The following is a 20,187-nucleotide window of genomic DNA, read 5'->3' as shown; positions in this document are numbered from 1 at the left end:
GCCCCGGGGGAGGATGCCGGGGCGCCGCCCGCCGCGCCGCCCGCCGAGGCCCCGCCACCGCCCGCGGGTGGCGGCTGGTGGACGCGCGGCGGGGCGCATGTGCCGCCGATGGTCTGGCCGCTCGCGGCCCTGCCGCCGGCCGAGGATTTCGCCTACCTGCTGGAAGCCGAGGCATGAGCTGGCGCCTGACCTCCCACGCTGCGACCCATCCGGGGGCCGTGCGGCCGCGCAATGAGGACGCCCTGCTGGACCGACCCGAATACGGCCTCTGGGCCGTGGCGGACGGTGCCGGTGGGCACGGCTCCGGCGACGTTGCCTCGGCCGCGATCGTCGCCGCGCTGGAAACCATTCCGCCGGGGCTTTCCGCCGCCGAACTGCTGGCACAGGTGCGGCTGAAGCTTACCCAGGTGCACGCCCAGTTGCAGGAGGAGGCGGCGCGACGCGGGCCGGGGCGGATCCTGGCCTCGACCGTCGTCGTCATGCTCGTGCGCGGCGAACATTTCGCGATGCTCTGGGCTGGCGATTCGCGCGGCTATCTTCTGCGCGACGGGCAGCTGTCGCGCGTCACGCGCGACCATAGCCTGGTGCAGGAACTGGTGGACCAGGGCGCGCTGCGGGAAGAGGAGGCCGAGAGCCACCCCCAGGCCAACGTCATCACCCGCGCGATCGGCGCGATGGGGGAGCTTGAGCTCGACAAGATCTCCGGCCGCGTCGCCGAGGGCGACCGGTTCCTCCTCTGCACGGACGGCCTGTTCAAGACCATGGCCGAGCACGAGATCGCCGCGATGCTGGCGGCAGGCAGCGATGCGGCCGACATCGTCACCGAGGCGGTGGGCCGCGGCGCGCGGGACAATGTCAGCGCGATCGCGGTGGACTGTCTGGGCTAATGGCGACGGCCGCCATTCGGGACCGCTGGTGGCCGTGTTTTCGAGCCCTCATACCAACGGCCCTTTGGAATGACCGGTGAGGGCGGAATTGGAGGGGCTCTGCCCCTCCAAGCCACCCCGCCAAAGGCCCGAGGCCTTTGGAAACCATCATCTGGTGCCCTGCACGGCCCCAGCACGTGCCGATGCGTCATGCCGCTGGCATGAGGCGCGGCTCGCGACGGAACAGCCTGCGCGACGACCGGCATGGCTGATGCCCCGGCGGCCTCGGCGGAAGGGCAAGTCGCGCAGCCTTCGGCACCATGGCGCGCATCCAGTCCGACCGCGCGATGCGGAGCGGATGAGCCGCGGACCGGACGTCACATCGGGTGCAAGATAGCCGAACATGCGACGCGCCTGGCGGTCGTCGCCCGGCGCCGAGGCGGCGGCTAGGACGAACACCCTTGCCGCGCCCGATGTTCAGGCGCCGAGCCGGTAGCTGACGACATCCTGCGGGCCGCTGAGCACATTGCCGACGTTCACGACGCGGAACTCGAGCGCTTCGTAGGTGATGACCAGAGTCTCGACCGGACGGCCGCCGGCCGAGCCGGTTTCGATCGCCACAATGATCGCGTTCTCGAACTCGCCCTCGAGATAGGTGGTCGGTTCGCCGCCATGGCCGGCACGCAGCCAGTGGAACTTCATCGGCACCGGGCTGCCCTTCATCATCGCGTCCCAGATCAGGGCGCTCGCGGAATCGGCCTGCCGCGTGACGGTCACATCGCTCAGCTGCGCCGTCGAGTAGGTGGACGACATGCGGTAGCTGCCGCTGGTGTGCGTCCGCACCGCGCGACGGCCACCCCATCGGAAGCTGGTGAGCGCCAACCAACCGCTGTGGCCGGCGATCCGGCTTTCGCCTTCGATGCCGGAGATTTCCATCAGGACTGTCATCAGCGTCCGGCCTCATTGTTGAGCACGACCACGGATTGCGCGCCGCGCGTGTTGCCGGCGAAGCGCCAGGTCGTGAGGGTCATCATCGAGCAGCGGATCTCGTAGCTCTCCGTCTGCCGCTCCTCCCCGCCCGCCATGTCGAACTCGACGATGCCGCAGTCCTGCATCTCGAGCCGGATGTATTCGGCCGGTCCGCTGTTGGTGGTGCGCACGAAGACGATGACGACTGGCTGGTCGAACCTGCCCGTCAGCGCTTCCCGCAGCAGGCCGACCGAGGAGGCGTCGGTCACCTTGGTGACACGCACCGGCTGCGCCTCGCCTTCGAACTCCGACTGCTTGGTCGTGAGCTGAGGATGGCTGACGCGCCCGCCGAAGTTGCAGGAGGACAGCTTGATCCAGCCGCCGCTCGCCGGCGAGTTCGAGATGTGCAGCGTGGTGCGCGCCTCGCCGGGCACGCTGCCGAAGCACATGTAGATGGAGTCGGAGGCCGGGCCGGATTGCAAGGCCATGATGCGGGGCTCCCTGAACGGGTCTCTTCAAGCAAAGCGCCGCCCGGATCGCTCCGGGCGGCGCTCGATCTCCGGTGACCCGAAGTCCTCAGCCGCCGGTCGAGGTGGCGAGGTTCCACATGTAGAGCTCGGGCGCGCCGGTCAGGTCGTCGCCGATCGGGCTGTAGTCGATCGTGATCTTGTCGAAGTTCAGGTGCAGCGTCTCGCCGGGACGGCTGTCCACACCCGGGCCGCCCGCGGCGCGGAAGGAAAGACCGGCGACGCCGCAGCCCTCGAGCTTGAAGCCGAGGAAGGCTTCCGGCTTGCCCGCACCGGTGCGGACCATCTTGATCTCGACTTCGCGGTCGAGCTTCCCGAACAGCGCCTGCTGGAAGTACTTCACCGTCGTCCCGTCGGTGACCTTCTTCACCACGATCTCGCTCACGTTCGCGACCGTGCCCTCACGCGTGGAGGTGCCGCCGGCGGAGGCGATGCGACGGCCGATGCCGAACTCGAAGGAGGTGAGCTCGGTCCACTCCTTGAAGCCCTCGGTCGTGCTCTCGCCCTTGATATCCTTGAACTTCATGAAGATAGGCATGTGCGTTTTCCCTTTCCCATCCTGCCCCCGGGAGACGACCCGCTGTCGTCCCCTGGTGAGCCATCCTATAGCTCAGCCGACGTCGTAGCGGAACGAGCCGTCGTCGTTCATACCCACCTTGACCTGAAGGATTTCATGCCCGTCCGCGAGGCGCGACAGGATGCGCGCGGAAAGCTCAGGCAGCACGGTGCGGCTCAGAATGTTGTCGATGTTGCGTGCGCCGCTCTCGACTTCCTTGCAGCGCGCGACGATCGCATCGGGCACGCTGTCGTCCACCTGCAGCGGCACGCCGTAGGCTTCCTTCAGCCGCTTGCCGATGCTGCGCAGCTTGAGCCCGCAGATCTTCTTCAGAATGTCATCCGCGAGCGGATAGTAGATGACGACGTTGCAGCGGCCGAGGAATGCGGGCTTGAACACCTTCAGCAGGTCGGGCTGCAGCGCCTCGCGCAGTTGCTCTGGCTCCGGCGCCATCTCGGGATCGGCGCAGAGCTTCGCGATGGTGTCCGTGCCCGCGTTCGACGTCATGATGATGACGGTGTTGCGGAAGTCGATGTCGCGGCCTTCGCCGTCCTTCATCGCGCCCTTGTCGAACACCTGGTAGAAGACGTCCTGCACGCCGGGATGCGCCTTCTCCATCTCGTCCAGCAGCACGACGGAGTAGGGGCGCCGGCGCACCGCTTCCGTCAGCACGCCGCCTTCGCCGTAGCCGACATAGCCCGGCGGCGAGCCCATCAGGAGCGAGACCTTATGCTCCTCCTTGAACTCGCTCATGTTGATGGTCGTCATGTTCTGCTCGCCGCCGTAGAGCAGGTCGGCGACCGCGAGCGCCGTCTCGGTCTTGCCGACGCCGGAGGTGCCGGCCATCAGGAAGACGCCGATCGGCTTGCGCGGATCCATCAGCCCGGCGCGCGACGTGCGAATCGCCTGCGCGATCGCATCCAGCGCATGGTCCTGGCCGACCACGCGCTCCATCAGCTTGTCCTTCAGCTTCAGGACGGTCTGGATCTCGTCGGAAACCATCCGTCCGAGCGGGATGCCGGTCCAGGTCGCGACGACCTCGGCGACCGCCTGGCCGTCCACCACCGGGAAGACCAGCGGCTCCTCGCCCTGCAGCTTCTTCAGCGCGGCGGCGGTCTCGACCAGTTCCTTCTTGAGCGCCTCGGTGTCCTCGGGCGTCGCGGTGCCGCCTTCCGGTGCCGGCATCGGCACCGCCGCGGCCTCGATGCGATGGCGGATGTCGCGGATCTTCGCGACGAGCGCCTTCTCCTCCTCCCAGCGGTTCTGCAGCTCCTCGAGCTCGGCGGAGACCTTGGCGTGCTCCTGCTCGAGCGTGACGCGCCGCGCCGCGTGGTCGGTGCCGGCCGCTTCCTCGCGCGCGATGGCGCCGAGCTCGGTGTCGATCAGCGACAGGCGCCGCTGGCGATCCTCGACCGGCGCCGGGATCGCCGCTTGGCTCATGCTGACGCGGGCGCAGGCCGTATCGAGCAGCGACACGCCCTTGTCCGGCAGCTGCCGCGCGGGGATGTAGCGGGCCGAGAGCTTCACCGCCTCGGTGATCGCCTCGTCGAGGATGCGCACGCCGTGGTGCTTCTCGAGCGTGCCGACCAGGCCGCGCAGCATGGCGGCCGCCAGCGGCTCGGACGGCTCCTCGACCTTCACCACCTGGAAGCGGCGGGTCAGGGCGGCGTCCTTCTCGAAGTACTTCTTGTATTCGGCCCAGGTGGTGGCCGCGATGCAGCGCATCTCGCCGCGCGCCAGCGCCGGCTTGAGCAGGTTCGCCGCGTCGTTCTGCCCGGCCGCGCCGCCGGCGCCGATCAGCGTGTGCGCCTCGTCGATGAACATCACGATCGGCGTCGGCGAGGCCTTCACCGCGTCGATGACACCTTTGAGACGATTCTCGAACTCGCCCTTCACGCCGGCGCCGGCCTGCAGCAGGCCCATGTCCAGCGAGTAGAGCTTCACGCCCTTGAGCGCCTCCGGCACGTCGCCGGCGGCGATTCTCAGCGCCAGGCCCTCGACCACCGCGGTCTTGCCGACGCCGGCTTCGCCGGTGAGGATCGGGTTGTTCTGGCGCCGCCGCGTCAGGATATCCACCATCTGGCGGATCTCCCCGTCGCGGCCGAGGATCGGGTCGATCTTGCCCGCCTTCGCCTGCCCCACGAGTTCCGTGCAGAACTGGTCGAGCGGCCCGCCCGCGCGCGGAGCCTCGCCAGCCGGCGCGCCCGCGGCGGGGCCGGCCGCGGCTTCGGCGCTGGCCTCAGCGGCTTCCTCGCTCCCTTCGGCCAGTTCGCCGAGGTTCCGCCGCACCGCGTCGGCCGGCAGGTTCAGCAGCGACGGCGCGCTTTCCTTGACCGTGCGGCCGAGCGTCTCGTCGTTCAGCAGCGCGGCGAGCAGGTGGCCCGAACGGATCTTCGGCGCCGTGCTCTCGAGGCTGGTCAGCAGCCAGGCCTCGCGCAGCCAGGTCACGATGTCCGGCGACAGCGAGGGGGCGCGGGCATTGCCCGTCTTGAACTTGTCGAGCGCACGGGTGATCTCGTTGGCCACCCGCCCGGCATCGACGCCGCCCTTGCGCAGCACGGCCGCGACGTCGGACCCGCCGGTCTCGACCAGCTTGAGCAGCACGTGCTCGATCTCGACGTTGTAGTGCGTGCGGGAGAGCGTGAGGCCGGCGGCCGCTTCCAACTGCCGGCGGGTGAGCGCGTTCATGCGCCCGACGAGTGATTTCAGGTCGATCGCCACCATGTCGGACGCACCTCTATATGCATGTCGCTGCGGACTGCCCTTTGGTCCGCGGCGCGAACGGTAAGGGGGCGTGCGAAACGAGTCCAGCGTGCTAGCGTGCCGCGCCGCAGCCGCTGTCCGGCCGTGAAATCTGCGTCACATCGGGGGTTTACGATGGGTGAAGGGGTGCTCGATATCGAGGCGTTGCTGGCGCCGCTGCCGAGCGGGGAGGGGGCGGGGGAGGACATCCGCCCGGACTATTCGCCGAACTCGGTCTATCAGCGCATCCGCACCCAGCGGAACGACGCCCGAGCGGGCGAGCGCGCGATCGACGGCGCCGATCCGGACGCCAATCCCGCCGCCGTCACGGCCGCCTGGCGGGAGGTGAAGAAGATCGGCATCGAGTGCCTCGGGACCAAGTCGAAGGACTTCGAGGTGGCGGCCTGGATGACCGAGGCCCTGGTCAGGCTGGATGGCCTTCGGGGTCTGGCCGACGGCGCCTCGGTCATCACCGGCCTGTGTACCCAGTACTGGCAGAACGGCCACCCGGCGCTCGACGGCGAGGACGGCATCGAGGGGCGTAGCGCGCCGATCGGCGGCCTGTCGGGGGAAGGGGCGGACGGCACCCTGATGGCCGCGATCCGCAGCTACCCCTTGTTCCATCGCGGCGATGGCGGCGCATGCGACCTCTTCACCTGGCAGCGCGCGGAGGAAACCGCGGCGCTCGCCGATGCCGCGCGGAAGGAGCAGCGCCTCAAGTCCGGCGTGCCCGACTTTGACGCACTGCAGAACGAGGCGCGCGCGGATGTCGCGACGGTGCGCGCGGCCGGCGACGCCGCGCGTGCCGCCGCGGCCGCCTGGTCGGCGATGGATGCCGCCCTGACCACGGTCTTCGGCGCCGATGCACCCTCCACCCGGCGGGTGTCGGAGGCGCTGGCGGCGATCATCGAGGTGAGCACCAAGATCGCCGGCGCCCCCAGCGCGCCCGCCCCGGAGCCGAGCGCGGAGGCCGCCGCCGAGGGCGAGGCTGCCGCTGCCGCCCCCGGCGCCCCCGGTGCCCCCGCGGCGGCGGCCGGGGCGCCGCGGGCGCTCCGCACGCGCGACGATGCCATCCGCCAACTCGAGGAGATCGCCAACTTCTTCCGCAAGACCGAGCCGCATTCGCCGCTCGCCTTCACGCTCGACGACGCCGTGCGCCGGGCGCGCCTGCCGCTGCCGGAGCTCCTGGAGGAGATCCTCCCCGACGCCGGTGTGAGAAAGATCATGCTAACGAGCCTCGGGATACGCGTTCCCGAGTAACGTCGCCTGTGATCCGGATGCGTTGACCCGGATCGGGCTGCCTGCGTAATCTTCGCGCGAACCGAAACCCTTGGGCCACGGACCTCGCCCTTAGGAGGAACTCTAATGAGCAGCGTGCACGACAAGCTCGCGCGGGTCCGCAAGCCGCGCGTTCACATCACCTATGAGGTCGAGACCGAGGGCGCGCAGATCGAGCGCGAACTGCCCTTCGTCGTCGGCATCATGGGCGACTTCGCCGGCGATCCGACCGAACCGCTGAAGCCGCTCGCCGAACGCAAGTTCGTGCAGATCGACCGGGACAACTTCAACGACGTGATGGCGCGTATCCAGCCGGGCCTGAACATCAAGGTCGACAACACGCTCGCCGGCGACGGCAGCCAGATGGCGGTCAACCTGAAGTTCCGCAGCCTCGAGGATTTCGAGCCCGCCCGCGTGGCCGAGCAGGTGCCGGCGCTGAAGGCGATGCTCGAGACCCGCGCCAAGCTGCGCGACCTGATGTCGAAGGTCGACCGCTCGGACGAGCTCGAGGGGCTTCTCGAGCAGGTGCTGCAGGACAAGGACAAGCTCGACAAGCTGTCGGCCGAGCTCGGCCTCGACAAGAAGGAGGGCTGAGACGATGAGCGGCACCCAGTCGGCCCCCGCCGGCACGACGACGACGACCGAGGCCGAAGGCGGCCTCGGCCTGCTCGACCAGGTCATTGGCGCCACCAAGCAGACCGAGCGCGATCGCGCCCAGGACCTGATCAAGGCGCTGACCGAGGAGGCGCTGAAGGGCACCGTCACCTTCAGCCGCAACCTCAGCCAGACCTTCGACCGCGCGATCGCCGAGATCGACCGCAAGGTCAGCGAGCAGCTCAACCAGATTATGCACCACGAGCGGTTCAGCAAGCTCGAGGGCTCCTGGCGCGGCCTGCACTACCTGGTCATGAACAGCGAGACCGGCACCTCGCTGAAGCTTCGCCTGCTGCAGATGAGCAAGCGCGAGATGTCGCGCGACCTGCAGCGCGCGGTGGAGTTCGACCAGTCCACCCTGTTCAAGAAGATCTACGAGAACGAGTTCGGCACCCCGGGCGGCGAGCCCTACGGCGCGCTGATCGGCGACTACGAGTGGACCAGCCATCCCGACGACATCGAGACGCTGCGCCTGGTCTCCTCGGTCGCGGCGGCGTCCTTCGCGCCCTTCATCTCGGCGGCCTCCGCCCAGATGTTCGGCATGAACGACTACCGCGAACTGTCGAAGCCGCGCGACCTCGCCAAGATCTTCGAGACGGCCGAGTACACCAAGTGGCGCAGCCTGCGCGACACCGAGGATGCGCGCTTCCTCAACCTCGTCATGCCGCGGACGATCGCGCGCCTGCCCTACGGCGCCGCGACCGTGCCGGTCGAGGAGTTCAACTACGAGGAAGCGCCGTACGACGCCGCGGGCAAGCCCAAGGCGATGGAGCACGAGCACTACTGCTGGATGAACGCCGCCTACGTGATGGGCGCGCGGCTCACCGACGCCTTCGCGCAGTACGGCTTCTGCGTCGCCATCCGCGGTGCGGAAGGCGGCGGCAAGGTGTCGAACCTGCCGACGCACGTCTTCACCTCGGATGACGGCGACAGCGACACCAAGTGCCCGACCGAGATCGGCATCACCGACCGGCGCGAGGCCGAACTCTCCGGCCTCGGCTTCCTGCCGCTCTGCCACTACAAGAACACCGACTACTCGGTCTTCTTCGGCGCGCAGTCCGTGCAGAAGCCCAAGAAGTACGACCGGCCGGAGGCGACGGCGAACGCCGCCATCTCCGCCCGCCTGCCGTACCTCATGGCGACGTCGCGCTTCGCCCATTTCCTCAAGGTGATGGCGCGCGACAAGATCGGCTCCTTCATGGAGGCGTCGGATGTCGAGGTCTGGCTGAACCGCTGGATCCGCAACTACGTCAACAGCAACGAGAATGCCGGCCAGGAGATGAAGGCCCGCTATCCGCTGCGCGAGGCGAAGGTCGAGGTGAAGGAAGTGCCGGGCAAGCCCGGCGTCTACAACGCCGTCGCCTATCTTCGCCCGTGGCTGCAGATGGAGGAACTCTCCACCTCCATGCGCATGGTCGCGCGCATTCCGCAGAAGGCCTGACCACGGCCGGGCGGGGACAGAGGGGTGCGGCGCCATGCCGCAGGTAACCGACACTGACCCGCCCGCGCCGCTCCGCGCGCTCGTGCTCTCCGGCCGCTTCCTCGGCCAGGGGGGCGGATCGGCCGGTGCGGAGGGCATCGCGGCTTTTCTCGCCGAGGAGTCCGCGGCGGCGAGCCTTCAGGCATGGTTCGGGCCGCGGCTCGACACTCTCCTGCGGCAGGATGGCAGTGCCGCCGGCCGCAAGCTCGCCATGGCGCGGCTGGAGGAAGCGGTCGACCGCGACATCGCCGCGCTCGACCGGCTGATCGGCACGCAGCTCGATCGCATTCTTCATCATGAACGCCTGCGCCGCCTGGAAGGCGGCTGGCGGGCCCTGTCCTGGCTGGTGGACCGCGTGCCCTTCGGCGCGCGCATCAAGCTGCGCATCCTGACGGCACGCTGGGCGGAGCTGTGCCGCGACTTCGAGCGCGCGCTGGAATTCGACCAGTCGGCCCTGTTCAAGATGGTCTACGAGGGCGAGTTCGGCACGCCGGGCGGCGAACCCTTCGGCATGCTCCTCGCTGACTATGAGGTGCGCCACGTGCCGGGCCCCGGCAGCCCGACCGACGACGTGGCGGGGCTGGACGGCCTGGCGGGCGTCGCCGCGGCGGCCTTCGCGCCGGCCGCCATCGCGGCGCACCCCGCGCTGCTCGGCTTCGACACCTGGGGCGGGCTGAACGCCGCGGCCGACCTGACGGACGTGCTGAAGGCCGCCGACCGGACACGCTGGCGCGCGCTGCAGGGGCGCGAGGACAGCCGCTTCCTCGCCGTGCTGCTGCCGCGGGCGCTGGCGCGCGCGCCCTGGCCGGACGATGCGACGCGGGCGGACGGATTCCGCTATCGCGAATACGCACCCGATTCCGATTCGCGCGTCTGGATGAATGCAGGCTACGCGCTGGCCGCTGCCTCCATCCGCGCCTTCGCGCGCGCCTCCTGGCCGGCGGACGTGCGTGGCGCCGCCGTCAGCCGCGAACCCGCCGGCGGCGTGATCGAGAACCTGCCCGCCGAGCGCCTCTCGGGCGACCCGCGCGATGCCGCGCTGCGCCCGCCGGTCGAGGTGGCGCTGACCGACGACCAGGAACGCCAGGCGGTCGAGGCCGGGCTGATCCCCTTCATCGGCCTCGAGCTGCTGCCGGAGGCGACCTTCGCCGCGACGCCCTCGATCCACCGCCCCCCGCGCATGACCGGGGAGACGGCGATGGCGGCGAATGCCAACCAGCGCCTCTCGGCGCAGTTCAACGCCATGCTCTGCGTCAGCCGCTTCGCCCATTGCGTGAAGCTGATGGGCCGCGACATGGTGGGCTCCTTCAAGACGGCGGACGATATCCAGCGGCGCCTGCAGAAATGGCTGCAGGGCTTCACCAATATTTCCGGCTCGGCGGGTGAGCAAGGCGCGCGGTATCCGCTGCGCGACGCGCGTGTCGAGGTGAACGAGAAGCCCGGCCAACCGGGCGTCTACGGCTGCACCATCCTGTTGCAGCCGCATTACCAGTTGGACGAGGTGGGGGCGGCCTTCCGCCTCGTGACGGATCTCCAGGCGGCGAGGCAAGCGGCATGACGACGGCAGGCGACGCATTCAAGGCGGGCGACATCGAAGGGGCGGTGGCGGCGGCGACCGCCGCGGTCAAGGCGGCTCCGCGGGAGGCGGGGCCGCGCTGGCTGCTCGCCGAGATGCTGGTCTTCGCGGGCGAGTTCGAGCGCGCCGACCGTGCGCTGGATGCCGTCATCGAGGACACGCCCTCGCCCACGGTGATGGAGTTCCGCCAGCTCATCCGCGGCGAGGTGGTGCGCCGCCAGGTGCTGGCGGAAGGCCGCGTGCCGAAGTTCCAGGGCGAGGATCCGACCGAGGCGCAGAAGGCGACGGCGCGCGCCATCACGCTGCTGCGCGCGGGCGACACCGCGGGCGCGGCGGCCGCCGCGACCGAGATCGAATCGCTCCGTCCGCGCGTGCCGGGGAAGATCGACGGCACCGCCTTCGACGATTTCCGCGACGCCGACGACGTCTTCGCCGCGATGATCGAGGTGCACACCGCCGGCGGCGAATACCTGTGGGTGCCGACCGAGCGCCTGCGCGCGCTGTCCTTCGACGCGCCGAAGCGCCCGCGGGACCTCTACTGGCGGCGCGCCAGCATCGAGATGAAGGACGGCCAGGAAGGCGTGGTCTACATCCCCGTGATCTATCCCTGGACGGCCAAGGACATGCCGAACCCGCTGCGCCTCGGGCGGGGGACCGAGTGGCAGGAGGAAGGCGGCCTGGTGCGCGGCCTCGGCATGCGCGAATTCCTGGTGGGCGAGGAAGCGAAGACGCTGACCGAGCTCACCGAGATTGCCTTCGACTGACGTCGCGGACGAGAACCATGATGCTGCCTGCTCCGCTGAACGACCTTCGGCCCGATGCCCTGCGCCGGACCCGGGGCGTGCGGCGCGGCCACGCATCCGGACGCGATCGGCAAGCCCGCACCCAGCGGCCCGAAGCTCTGCCTCGGGCCGGGAGCGCAAGGCGCGACCGCGCCCAGACCGTGCGCCGCGCCCGGTGCGCCAGTGCGCCGCGCGCGAGCCAGGCGCGCGAATGCGCGCGCCGGCGCCCGAGGCCGGCAGAATGAGCGACAACCGATCGAGCCCGCGCATCCGCCTGCCGCTGCTCGACCGGCTGCTGGATGCCGATCCGGACAGCCCGCGCGATCCGCCGCTCTCGCAGTCGGTGGCGGTGGAGCAGCTTCGCCTCGCGGTGCGGCGCGACATCGAATCGCTGCTGAACGCGCGGCGGCGGCGCCTGCCGCCCGATCCGGGGCTGGCGGAGCTGCCGCTCTCGCCCACCGGCTACGGCGTGCCGGACCCGACCGCCGGTTCCTTCACCGAGGAGGAGCGGCGGGCGGCGCTCTCGCGCGAGATCCAGGCCACCATCACCCGCTTCGAACCGCGGCTGACCAATGTGAAGGTTCAGTTGCGCAAGGAGGAGCGCGAGGCGATCGACCGCGTTCTCCGCCTGCGCATCGAGGCCGTGCTGCGCACCGACCCGGTGCCCGAGCACATCTCCTTCGAGACGCTGGTGCGCCCGACGACGCTCGACGTCGCGGTGCGGGAGGACTGAGCGGTGTCCGAATCGCTGCTCCCTTACTACAACCGGGAACTCGGCGCGATCCGCAAGCTCGCGGGCGAGTTCGCCGACGCCTATCCGAAGGTCGCCGCCCGGCTGCGCGTGACGCCGGAGGCGGTGGACGACCCCTATGTCGAGCGGTTGCTCGAAGGTGTGGCCTTCATCGCCGCGCGGGTGCAGCAGCGCCTCGACGACGAGCTGCCCGAGTTCAGCGAGACGCTGCTCGAAATGCTCTCGCCGCATCTGCTCGCGCCGGTGCCGTCGATGACGACGCTGCGCCTCGGCGCGCCGCCCGACGCGCAGGGCGCGACGCGCATCCCGCGCGGCCTGCTGCTGGAAACCGAGGCGGTGCGCGGGGAGCCGGTCCGCTTCTCCACCTGCCACGACGTCACCATCTGGCCGGTGGCGATCGAGACCTTCAAGCTCGCCGGCCAGCCCATCGCCGCGCCGGCCAATCCCCGCGTGCAGGGGGCGGCGGCCTGCCTGCGCATCGGCTTGCGCATCGCGTCGCAGGACCTGACCTTCGCGAAGATGGGGCTGGACCGGCTGCGGCTGCATCTGCGGGGCGTCGGCGCGCAGGCGGCGCTGCTGCACGAATTGCTCTGCACCTCGACCCTCGGCATCGCGCTCGCCGACAGCCCGGCCGACCCGCGGCCGACGCTGCTCGGGCCGGAATGCCTGGCACCCGCCGGCTTCGCGCAGGACGAGGCGGCGCTGCCCTGGCCGAGCCGCTCCTTCGCCGGCTACCGCATGCTGACGGAGTGGTTCGCCTTTCCGGAGAAGTTCCTCTACCTCGACATCACCGGGCTCGAGGCGCGCACCCTGCTGCAGGAGAGCGACCGGCTCGACATCTATGTCTACCTCAGCCGCGCCATGCCGGAGCTCGAGCGCGTGCTGGGGCCGGAGAACGTGGCGCTCGGCTGCACCCCGGCGATCAACCTCTTCCCGCACCGCTGCGAGCCGATCGCCCTCGACGGCACGCAGTCCGAGTGGATGGTGATGCCCGATGCGCGCCGCCCCGCCGCGCTCGAGGTCTACGCCATCGAGCAGGTGCGCGAGAGCCGCCCGGACGGCCTGCGCCGCAGCGTGCTGCCCTTCTACCGGCTCGGCCGCGCGGAGGCGGAGGAGGCGGCGATGGAGGAGGCGAACTACGTCACCTTCCGCCGCGGCGCGACACCGCCCATCACCGGCACCCAGACCTGGATCGAGTTGCGCGACGCCGGGTTCGACCCGGCTCGCCCGGCCGAGGGCGTGCTGACGGTCGAAGCCCTCTGCTGCAACCGCGACCTGCCCGCCATGCTGCCCTTCGGCGCCGGCCAGCCGCGGCTGCGCGTATCACAGGGCGGCGCGCCGCTGTCCGCGATCGACTGCCTCTCCCCGCCGACGCCCACGCTGCGCCCCGGGCTGAACGACCGCGGCGCCTGGCGGCTGATCTCCCACCTCGCGCTCAACCACCTCTCGATCACCGGGGGCGAGCAGGGGGCGGCGGCGCTGCGTGAGATCCTGCGCCTGCACGACCTGCGCGATTCGGCCGAGACGCGCGCGGCGATCGGCGCGCTTGCCGCCGTCGATGCGCGGCCCGGCGTGGCGCGCCTGCCCGGCGGGCGCGCCGGCGCCTTCGCGCGCGGGCTCGATGTGACGCTGACCTTCGATGCGCAGACCTGGGCGGCCGCCGGGCTCTATCCGCTGGCGCAGGTGCTGGAACGCTTCCTGGCGCTGCAGGTCTCGGTCAACGCCTTCTCCCGGACCCAGGTCGCGCTGCGTGGCCGACCCGGTCTGGTCGCTCGCTTCGCGCCGCGCAGCGGCACGCGGACGCTGCTGTGAGCGGCACGCCGCAGGACGGGCCGCCAGTCGTGGTGCCGGCCGAGGCGCCGCCGGCGCTGCCGGACCTCGACGCCCTCACCGTGGCGACGCAGGAGGAAGCCGCCGCCGCCCGGCCGCCGCCCGAACCGCCACCTTCGCCAAGCCTCGCGCCGCTCTCGCCGATCGAGCGGCTGCGGCGGGAACCGACGCGCTTCGACCTCGACCAGGCGGTGGCGGTGACCCAGCGCGCCGCTCGCGCACCGAGGAACGAGCCGGAATCGCTGCGCCTGTCCACCTCGGCACGGCTCGCCATGCCAGGCGGGCCGGTGGTGCAGGCGAGGCCGGAGGAGGGCGAACTCACCCTCGGCACCTTCGGCCTGGTGGGTGCCGGCGGCGTGCTGCCGCGCCACCACACGGCGATGGTGGCGGCCGAGCAGCGCAAGCGGTCCCTCGCGCTGCACGCCTTCCTGGACATGCTGTCGCGCCGGACGACCGGGCTCTACGCCAAGGCGGGCGCGAAGTACCGGCCGACGCGCAATCCGGAGCCGACCTCGGATGCGCTCGCCGCCGCCATCGGCATGAGGACGCCGCACCTCGACGGCCGCATGCGCGTGCCCTTCGAGGACCTGCTCTTCCACGCCGGCAACCTCTCATCCCGGACGCGCAGCGCGGAGCGGCTGCGCGCGATGCTGGAAGCCGAGACCAGCCGCCCGGTGGAGATCGAGGAATTCGCCGGCGGCTACATCCGCCTGCCGGCCGAGGAGCAGACGCGCATGCCGAAGGGGCGCGGCGCGCTCCAGCATTGCGCCCTTGGCGTTTCCGCGACGGCCGGCGCGCAGGTGTGGGATCCGCAGGCGCGCTTCATCATCCGCTTCGGTCCGCTGACGCGGGCGGAATTCGAGGCGCTGCTGCCGGGCACGCCGATGTGGCTGCGCGTGACCCAGCTCGCGCGCCTCTTCGTGGGGCCGGACACTGCCTTCGCGGTGAACCTGGTGCTGCGCAAGGAGGAAGTGCCGGCCGCGACCGCCGGCGGCGGCGCGCGGCTCGGCTGGTCCACCTGGACGCCGACCTCCCGCGCGCGGCGCAAGGATGCGCGGGATGCCGTCTTCGAGCCGCGGGAAGTCGTCTGATGCGGGGTGCCTGCCGCGATGTCTGACCTCAGGGCCCGCTACGGCGCGGCCGATGTACGCTACTTCGCCGCCTATCAGCGGGAAGCCGCGCCGCCGCGCCTGCAGCTCGCGCTCGCCGTCGCCGACACGGTGTGGACGCCCGCCGACCGCGACCGGATCACGGTGCTCGACATCGGCTGCGGCCGCGGCGTGACCGCCTGCCTGCTGGCCGCGGCCAATCCGGGCTGGGACGTGATCGGCCTCGACCTCCAACCTGCGCATATCGCCGAGGCGCGCGAATTCGCCGCCGAGGCGGGCCTCGGCAATGCCCGCTTCATCGAGGCCGACCTTGCCGAACTCGACGAGGCGAAGGCGGCGCGGCTGCTGCCGGAAGTGGACGTCGTGATCTGCTACGGCGTCTGGACCTGGGTACCGGACCCGGTGCGGGAAGGGATCCTCCGCCTGCTGCGCGCGCGGCTGAAGCCCGGCGGCGTGTTGTTCATGGGCTACAACGCGCTGCCCGGCTTCGCCGACTGCATCGTGCTGCAACGCCTGCTGGAGGATGCCGCGCGCGGCGTGCCGGGCGGCGAGGCGGAACGCGGCGCGGCGGCCCTGGCGGCGGTCGAGGCGCTGCGCGAGGCGGGCACCCATTACCTGCCGAAGCCTGAGGTGCTCGACCACATCCTGATGCGCGGCCGGCGCAACCCCGCCTACATGGCGCATGAATGGCTGACCGCCTGCTGGCGGCCGGTCTTCCATGCCGACCTGGCGCGCGACCTGACGCGCGCGGGCCTCGAATACGGCGGCTATGCGCGGCCGGAGCAGGGGATGCCCGACCTCAACCTGACGCCCGAGCAGCAGGCGGCGATGGATGCCGCGCCGCCGGGCTTCGCGCGCGAGACGCTGCTCGACACGCTGCTGACGCGGCGCTTCCGCACCGACATCTTCGTCCGCGGGCGCCGCCCGGGTGGCCGCCGTAGCCTGCCGGGCGTGCGCGTGACGCTCGCTGCCGCGCCCGGGGCGGCGAACATCGTGCTGCGCACGCAGAGCGGCGAGGCGGAGCTGCCCGACCACCAGTCCGCCGCCATCACCGAGGCCCTCGCGCGCGGCCCCGCCACGCTCGGCGAGCTCGCCGCGCTGCCGGGCAATGAAGACCTCAATCCGCTCGACCTCGCGGTCATGCTGGTGCACAGCGGCTTCGCCCATCCCTTGTGGCGCGATCCGGCGGTGGATGCCGAGGCGACGGCGCGGGCGGCGCGCTGCAACGCGACGCTGCTGCGCCGCCTGGCGCGGGAGGCGGTGGCGATCGATGCGCCGCTCGGCGCCGCCGTGCCGGCGCTCGGCTGCGCGGTCCAGATGGGTGCGGCGGAACTTGCCGTCGCCGTGGCCTTGCAGGAGGGCGCGCCGCCCGACCCTGACGCACTCGCCGCGCTGCTCGCCGATCCCGATGGCGGGCCGCAGGCGATCGAGGGCGCGCGCGCCGGCATCGAGGGTGTGCTCGCGCAACGCCTGCCGGCCTGGCGCCTGATGGGGCTGGCATGATCCGCCGCGCAGGGATGGCCCGCCATGGCTGACGCCCGCACCCGCTACGGCGCCGCCGATGTGCGCTACGTCGCCGCCTACCAGCCCGATACCGCGCCGCCGCGCCTGCAGATGACGCTCGCCATCGCCGATACCGTGTGGCGCCCGGCCGACCGCGAGCGCATCACCGTGCTCGACATCGGCTGCGGGCGCGGCGTCACCGCCTGCCTGCTGGCGGCGGCCAATCCGCACTGGGACGTCATCGGCCTCGACCTCCAGCCGGTGCACATCGCCGAGGCGCGCGAGATCGCCGCCGAGGCCGGCCTCGACAATGCCCGCTTCATCGAGGCCGACCTCGCCGAACTCGACGAGGAATCGAGCGCCCGCCTGCTGCCCGAGGTGGACGTCGTCATCTGCTACGGCGTCTGGACCTGGGTGCCTGACGCGGTGCGGGAGGGCATCGTCCGGCTGCTGCGGTCCCGCGTGAAGGCGGGCGGCCTCGTCTTCATGGGCTACAACGCCCTGCCGGGCTTCGCCGACTGCATCCCGCTGCAGCGTCTGCTCGAGGAAGCGGTGCGCGGCATGCCGGGCACCGACACCGAGCGCGGCGCCGCGGCGCTCGCCGCCATCGAGGCGCTGCGCGCCGCCGGCGCCCGCCACCTGCCGCGGGAAGAGGTGCTGGACTACATCCTCTCGCGCGGCCGCAGCGCGCCCGCCTACATGGTGCATGAATGGCTGACCAGCTTCTGGCGGCCGCTCTTCCACGCGGACCTGGCGCGCGACCTTGAGCGCGCGCGGCTCGACTACGGCGGCTGCGCCCGCCCGGCGCGCAGCCTGCCCGACCTCAACCTGACGGAGACGCGGCTGCACGCGGTGGCCGCCGCCCCGCCGGGCCTGGCGCGTGAGACGGTTCTCGACGTCTTCCTGACGCGCCGCTTCCGAACCGACATCTTCGTGCGCGGCCGCCGGCCTGGCGGACGGGAAATGCTCCCCGGCATCCGGATGGCGCTCGACGTCGCGCCGGAGGCGGCGAAGATCCACATCCCGACCGAGGTGGGCGAGGCCTCGCTGCCGCCGCACCAGGCCGAGGCGCTGCTCACCGCGCTCGCCGCCGGGCCGAGGTCGCTCGGGGAACTCGCCGCGCTGCCGGCGCTCGAGGGGCTGACGCCGCTCGACCTCGCGGTGCTGCTGCTGGAAGGCGATGTCGCGAGCCCGCTCTGGCGCGACGTCGATGTCGGCGCCGAGGCGCGCGCGCGCGCGGCGCGCTGCAACGCGACGCTGCTGCGGCGCCTCGCGCCGGAGGCCGCTGCGGCCTCGGCGCCGCTCGGCGCCGTCGTGCCGGCGCTCGGCACCGCCATCCCGGCATCGCCGTCGGAACTTGCCGCGATCGTCGCGCTGCAGGCCGGCGTGCCGGCGGAAACCGCGGCCCTCATCGAGGCACTGGTCAGCCCCCGCGACGGTCCCGAGGCGCGGTCGCGGATGGCGGAAGGCATCGCCCGGCTGCTGGAGAAGCGCCTGCCGGCCTGGCGCAGGATCGGCCTGGTATGAACCGCTTCGGATGCGGGCACGGTCTGCCCATGCTAAATCTCATGATATCGAAGGAGGGCTCTGCATGACCCGTTCGCTCCTGCTGGCCGGCGCCGCCGCGCTGGCATTCGCCGTCGGTGTGCCGCCCGTGCTGGCGCAGTCCGACCCGGCCGCGTTGCAACTCATCGAACGGCTGCGGCCGCAGGCCGGGGGCCAGACGCGCGGCATCCGCGTGCCGGGCGGCACCGAGGCCGCGCCGCCGCCCTCCGCACCGGTGCAGCCGGCGCCGATCTACGGACAGCAGCCGGCGCCGACGCCGGCTCCCTCCGTCGCCGGTCCGGGCGCGCCGGTCGCCAGCCCGACCAGCACCTCGCGCCCTGTCCAGGCCGTCGCCCGGCCGCCGGTGCGCGAGACCACCTCCGACGCGCCGTCGGCCTCCATCACCGTCATGTTCTCGACCGGTTCCGCGATGCTGACGCCGGAGGCGGAGCGTGCGCTCGCACCGCTCGGCCGCGCGCTCTCCTCCCAGGACCTTGCCGGCTACCGCTTCCGCATCGAAGGCCATACCGACACGGTCGGCGACACCGCCACGAACCAGTCCTTGTCGGAACGCCGCGCCGCGGCGGTGCGCGAGTACCTGATCGCCAAGTTCGGCGTCAGCCCGCAGCGGCTCGAAGCGGTCGGCCTCGGCGAGACCCAGCTCCTCGTACCGACGCCGGACCAGACGCCGAATGCGCGGAACCGCCGCGTGCAGGTGGTGAACATCGGCAGCTGACGGGCTGCGCGTGACGGAGGACGACGCGACCGTTCGCCTGCCGGCGCGGCAGGCGGCTGCACCGGGCGCAGCCGCCCCACCCCGGGGGGGCGGCGGGCCGCGGGCTGCGCTGATCGGTGCGGCCCTGCTGGCCGCCGGCATCGCAATCGCCCTCGCGGTCGCCGTCGGGGCGGCTTGGTACATGTTCGGCCGGCAGGCGCCGCCGGAGCCGCCGCCCAAGCCGGAAGCATCCGCCGCCATGGCGCCGCCCTCCATGCCGGCACCCTCGCTGCCGGCGCCGACCCCGCCGGTCGTTCCCGTGCCGGCGCCGGCGATCGGCCCGCCCATCGCCACGGAAGACGAGATCCTCGCCCACCAGGCGAGGGCACCGACAGTGTTCCGCCTGGCCGAGAACCCGCACGTCTTCATCATCGACTTCCCGAGCCTCGCCAGTCAGGGCGCCGCCCTCAACCGCGTCGCGGCGCTCGTCGAGAAGGTCGGCCAGCCGCGCGACCGCGTGCTGGACGATGCAGCGCTGGCCCGCGCCATCGCGGCCAACGGCGACACGCCCGACACCTACTACTACGGCCACAACTACCGCGGCCGCGACGTCGAGCGCTTCTTCGCGCTCGCCGACCGCGACGGCATCGCCCTGACGCCGGAGGAGACCTGGCTGCGCGGCGAGGTGGCTCGCCTGCGCCGCCTGCTGCCGCCGTCGGAGGATTTCGCGATGATCTCCGTCCCAGGTCTTGGCCCGCGCGTCGATGCCACGATGCGCCGTGCCATCCTGCACCACGAGATCGGCCACGGGCATTTCTTCACCAATGCCCGCTTCGCCGCCCATGTCGCCCGCGTCTGGCGGGAGGTCTTCACCGAGGCCGAACGCGCGAGCTTCCGCGCCTTCCTCGAACGCGAGGGCTACGACCCCGCGCTGGAGGAGGTGATGATGAACGAGGCCATGGCCTACCTGCTCTTCACTCCCGATGCGCGCTTCTTCAGCCCGTCCCATGCCGGGCTGACGGATGCGCGGGCGGCCGAGATCGCGGCGGCGCTGCGGGCCGGCGCGCCGCGATAGCGACGATCGCAACCGGCCCGATCCTCATTCCTTGTGAGGAGGGCATGATGCCAGCGGCCGCTATTCGCGACCGCTGGCATCAGCCTTTTCGTGCCCTCATACCAACGGCCCTTTGGAATGACCGGTGAGGGCGGAATTGGGGGGGGGGGGGGGGGGGGGGGGGGGGGGGGGGGGGGGGGGGGGGGGGGGGGGGGGGGGGGGGGGGGGGGGGGGGGGGGGGGGGGGGGGG

General features: G+C 71.7%; 17 protein-coding genes. 13 read left to right on the top strand and 4 right to left on the bottom strand.

Features of this window, described 5'->3' with window-relative positions:
• The first annotated feature begins 173 nt into the window (after positions 1-173).
• Complete coding sequence (locus GXW74_RS26665; protein ID WP_211849831.1) at positions 174-887, top strand: PP2C family protein-serine/threonine phosphatase; 714 nt, start codon at positions 174-176, stop codon at positions 885-887.
• A 456-nt stretch (positions 888-1,343) separates the two neighbouring features.
• Here the strand turns inward: GXW74_RS26665 and GXW74_RS26660 are convergent, their stop codons facing one another.
• From GXW74_RS26660 to tssH, 4 genes are all read right to left on the bottom strand, one after another.
• The gene (locus GXW74_RS26660) at positions 1,344-1,802 is read right to left on the bottom strand and encodes a type VI secretion system tube protein Hcp (protein WP_211849830.1); all 459 of its coding nucleotides are present in this window, start codon (positions 1,800-1,802) and stop codon (positions 1,344-1,346) included.
• Positions 1,803-1,813: 11 nt separating this feature from the next.
• On the bottom strand, positions 1,814-2,323 hold the full coding sequence (locus tag GXW74_RS26655) for a type VI secretion system tube protein Hcp (RefSeq protein WP_211849829.1): 510 nt from the start codon (positions 2,321-2,323) through the stop codon (positions 1,814-1,816).
• Positions 2,324-2,411: 88 nt separating this feature from the next.
• The gene (locus GXW74_RS26650) at positions 2,412-2,900 is read right to left on the bottom strand and encodes an Hcp family type VI secretion system effector (RefSeq protein WP_211849828.1); all 489 of its coding nucleotides are present in this window, start codon (positions 2,898-2,900) and stop codon (positions 2,412-2,414) included.
• 72 nt (positions 2,901-2,972) lie between these two features.
• Positions 2,973-5,642, bottom strand: a complete 2,670-nt coding sequence (gene tssH / locus GXW74_RS26645; protein WP_211849826.1) for a type VI secretion system ATPase TssH — start codon at positions 5,640-5,642, stop codon at positions 2,973-2,975.
• A gap of 153 nt (positions 5,643-5,795) precedes the next feature.
• On the opposite strand from tssH, the gene tssA reads away from it, so the two are divergent.
• From tssA to GXW74_RS26585, 12 genes are all read left to right on the top strand, one after another.
• Positions 5,796-6,920 (top strand): type VI secretion system protein TssA, encoded by a 1,125-nt coding sequence (gene tssA / locus GXW74_RS26640; protein WP_211849824.1) that lies wholly within the window; start codon positions 5,796-5,798, stop codon positions 6,918-6,920.
• 105 nt (positions 6,921-7,025) lie between these two features.
• Complete coding sequence (tssB, locus tag GXW74_RS26635; protein WP_211849823.1) at positions 7,026-7,532, top strand: type VI secretion system contractile sheath small subunit; 507 nt, start codon at positions 7,026-7,028, stop codon at positions 7,530-7,532.
• Between the two features lie 4 nt (positions 7,533-7,536).
• Positions 7,537-9,033, top strand: coding sequence for a type VI secretion system contractile sheath large subunit (gene tssC / locus GXW74_RS26630; protein ID WP_211849820.1), 1,497 nt, complete (start codon positions 7,537-7,539; stop codon positions 9,031-9,033).
• Between the two features lie 34 nt (positions 9,034-9,067).
• Positions 9,068-10,630 carry a type VI secretion system contractile sheath large subunit gene (gene tssC, locus GXW74_RS26625; RefSeq protein ID WP_211849819.1) on the top strand — a complete coding sequence of 521 codons (1,563 nt, stop codon included), beginning with the start codon at positions 9,068-9,070 and terminating at the stop codon, positions 10,628-10,630.
• Positions 10,627-11,412: a type VI secretion system accessory protein TagJ gene (locus GXW74_RS26620; protein ID WP_211849818.1), complete on the top strand. Its 786-nt coding sequence runs from the start codon at positions 10,627-10,629 to the stop codon at positions 11,410-11,412. Before tssC (GXW74_RS26625) ends, GXW74_RS26620 begins: the two co-directional genes overlap by 4 nt.
• A 259-nt stretch (positions 11,413-11,671) precedes the next feature.
• Entirely contained in the window at positions 11,672-12,163 is a 492-nt protein-coding gene (gene tssE / locus GXW74_RS26615) for a type VI secretion system baseplate subunit TssE (protein WP_211849817.1), read from the top strand.
• A 3-nt stretch (positions 12,164-12,166) separates the two neighbouring features.
• Complete coding sequence (gene tssF, locus GXW74_RS26610; RefSeq protein ID WP_211849816.1) at positions 12,167-13,993, top strand: type VI secretion system baseplate subunit TssF; 1,827 nt, start codon at positions 12,167-12,169, stop codon at positions 13,991-13,993.
• Positions 13,990-15,102 carry a type VI secretion system baseplate subunit TssG gene (gene tssG, locus GXW74_RS26605; RefSeq protein WP_211849815.1) on the top strand — a complete coding sequence of 371 codons (1,113 nt, stop codon included), beginning with the start codon at positions 13,990-13,992 and terminating at the stop codon, positions 15,100-15,102. The genes tssF and tssG overlap by 4 nt, the downstream gene beginning before the upstream one ends.
• 18 nt (positions 15,103-15,120) lie before the next feature.
• A complete protein-coding gene (locus tag GXW74_RS26600; RefSeq protein ID WP_211849814.1) occupies positions 15,121-16,623 on the top strand; it encodes a class I SAM-dependent methyltransferase in 1,503 nt (500 codons plus the stop codon).
• Between the two features lie 24 nt (positions 16,624-16,647).
• Positions 16,648-18,150 carry a class I SAM-dependent methyltransferase gene (locus GXW74_RS26595; RefSeq protein WP_211849812.1) on the top strand — a complete coding sequence of 501 codons (1,503 nt, stop codon included), beginning with the start codon at positions 16,648-16,650 and terminating at the stop codon, positions 18,148-18,150.
• 64 nt (positions 18,151-18,214) lie between these two features.
• Positions 18,215-18,904, top strand: a complete 690-nt coding sequence (locus GXW74_RS26590) for an OmpA family protein (protein WP_211849811.1) — start codon at positions 18,215-18,217, stop codon at positions 18,902-18,904.
• Positions 18,905-18,914: 10 nt separating this feature from the next.
• Positions 18,915-19,958: a hypothetical protein gene (locus tag GXW74_RS26585; RefSeq protein ID WP_211849810.1), complete on the top strand. Its 1,044-nt coding sequence runs from the start codon at positions 18,915-18,917 to the stop codon at positions 19,956-19,958.
• The last annotated feature ends 229 nt before the right edge of the window (positions 19,959-20,187 follow it).

The sequence above is a fragment of the Neoroseomonas eburnea genome (assembly GCF_018129005.1).
Lineage (GTDB): Bacteria > Pseudomonadota > Alphaproteobacteria > Acetobacterales > Acetobacteraceae > Neoroseomonas > Neoroseomonas eburnea.
The sequence above is the reverse complement of the archived record's forward strand: the minus strand, read 5'-3'. Positions and strand labels throughout refer to the sequence as shown.

Excerpts from the sequence above, each read along its gene's own strand:
- GXW74_RS26665 (WP_211849831.1), top strand. The coding sequence starts at position 174 with ATGAGCTGGCGCCTGACCTCCCACGCTGCGACCCATCCGGGGGCCGTG.
- GXW74_RS26660 (WP_211849830.1), bottom strand. The coding sequence starts at position 1,802 with ATGGAAATCTCCGGCATCGAAGGCGAAAGCCGGATCGCCGGCCACAGC.
- GXW74_RS26655 (WP_211849829.1), bottom strand. The coding sequence starts at position 2,323 with ATGGCCTTGCAATCCGGCCCGGCCTCCGACTCCATCTACATGTGCTTC.
- GXW74_RS26650 (WP_211849828.1), bottom strand. The coding sequence starts at position 2,900 with ATGCCTATCTTCATGAAGTTCAAGGATATCAAGGGCGAGAGCACGACC.
- tssH (WP_211849826.1), bottom strand. The coding sequence starts at position 5,642 with ATGGTGGCGATCGACCTGAAATCACTCGTCGGGCGCATGAACGCGCTC.
- tssA (WP_211849824.1), top strand. The coding sequence starts at position 5,796 with ATGGGTGAAGGGGTGCTCGATATCGAGGCGTTGCTGGCGCCGCTGCCG.
- tssB (WP_211849823.1), top strand. The coding sequence starts at position 7,026 with ATGAGCAGCGTGCACGACAAGCTCGCGCGGGTCCGCAAGCCGCGCGTT.
- tssC (WP_211849820.1), top strand. The coding sequence starts at position 7,537 with ATGAGCGGCACCCAGTCGGCCCCCGCCGGCACGACGACGACGACCGAG.
- tssC (WP_211849819.1), top strand. The coding sequence starts at position 9,068 with ATGCCGCAGGTAACCGACACTGACCCGCCCGCGCCGCTCCGCGCGCTC.
- GXW74_RS26620 (WP_211849818.1), top strand. The coding sequence starts at position 10,627 with ATGACGACGGCAGGCGACGCATTCAAGGCGGGCGACATCGAAGGGGCG.
- tssE (WP_211849817.1), top strand. The coding sequence starts at position 11,672 with ATGAGCGACAACCGATCGAGCCCGCGCATCCGCCTGCCGCTGCTCGAC.
- GXW74_RS26600 (WP_211849814.1), top strand. The coding sequence starts at position 15,121 with ATGTCTGACCTCAGGGCCCGCTACGGCGCGGCCGATGTACGCTACTTC.
- GXW74_RS26595 (WP_211849812.1), top strand. The coding sequence starts at position 16,648 with ATGGCTGACGCCCGCACCCGCTACGGCGCCGCCGATGTGCGCTACGTC.
- GXW74_RS26590 (WP_211849811.1), top strand. The coding sequence starts at position 18,215 with ATGACCCGTTCGCTCCTGCTGGCCGGCGCCGCCGCGCTGGCATTCGCC.